The organism is Citrobacter sp. CK189, from assembly GCF_030333505.1.
GTDB classification, from domain to species: Bacteria; Pseudomonadota; Gammaproteobacteria; order Enterobacterales; family Enterobacteriaceae; genus Citrobacter_B; species Citrobacter_B koseri.
Genome location: NZ_JAOWFV010000007.1, coordinates 1 through 325, shown reverse-complemented (window position 1 = coordinate 325; position 325 = coordinate 1). Strand labels below are relative to the sequence as shown.

1 rRNA gene is annotated in these 325 nt (G+C 49.2%); it reads right to left on the bottom strand.

Annotated elements, in window-relative coordinates:
* Positions 1–72 (bottom strand): 5S ribosomal RNA (gene rrf, locus OGV83_RS00040); the annotation flags it as partial.
* Between the last annotated feature and the right edge of the window lie 253 nt (positions 73–325).

Below are 325 nucleotides of genomic sequence, written 5' to 3'. Positions count from 1 at the left end.
ATCGGCGCTACGGCGTTTCACTTCTGAGTTCGGCATGGGGTCAGGTGGGACCACCGCGCTACGGCCGCCAGGCAAATTCTTTGTGCCCTTAAAACGAATCTTTTACCCTGATACTGCGTTGGCTTCGCTCGTAAACTCAGTCACATACCTGTGTATGCTCCTTCCTTTCCTTCGCTTGCCGCCTTGTCTCAGCGTAAAATCTTTCGTTTTCGCAAAATCTGTAATCAAAGCTGAATATTGTTTGTGTCTCTCAGTCCGCCAAAACATCTTCGGCGTTGTAAGGTTAAGCCTCACGGTTCATTAGTACCGGTTAGCTCAACGCATC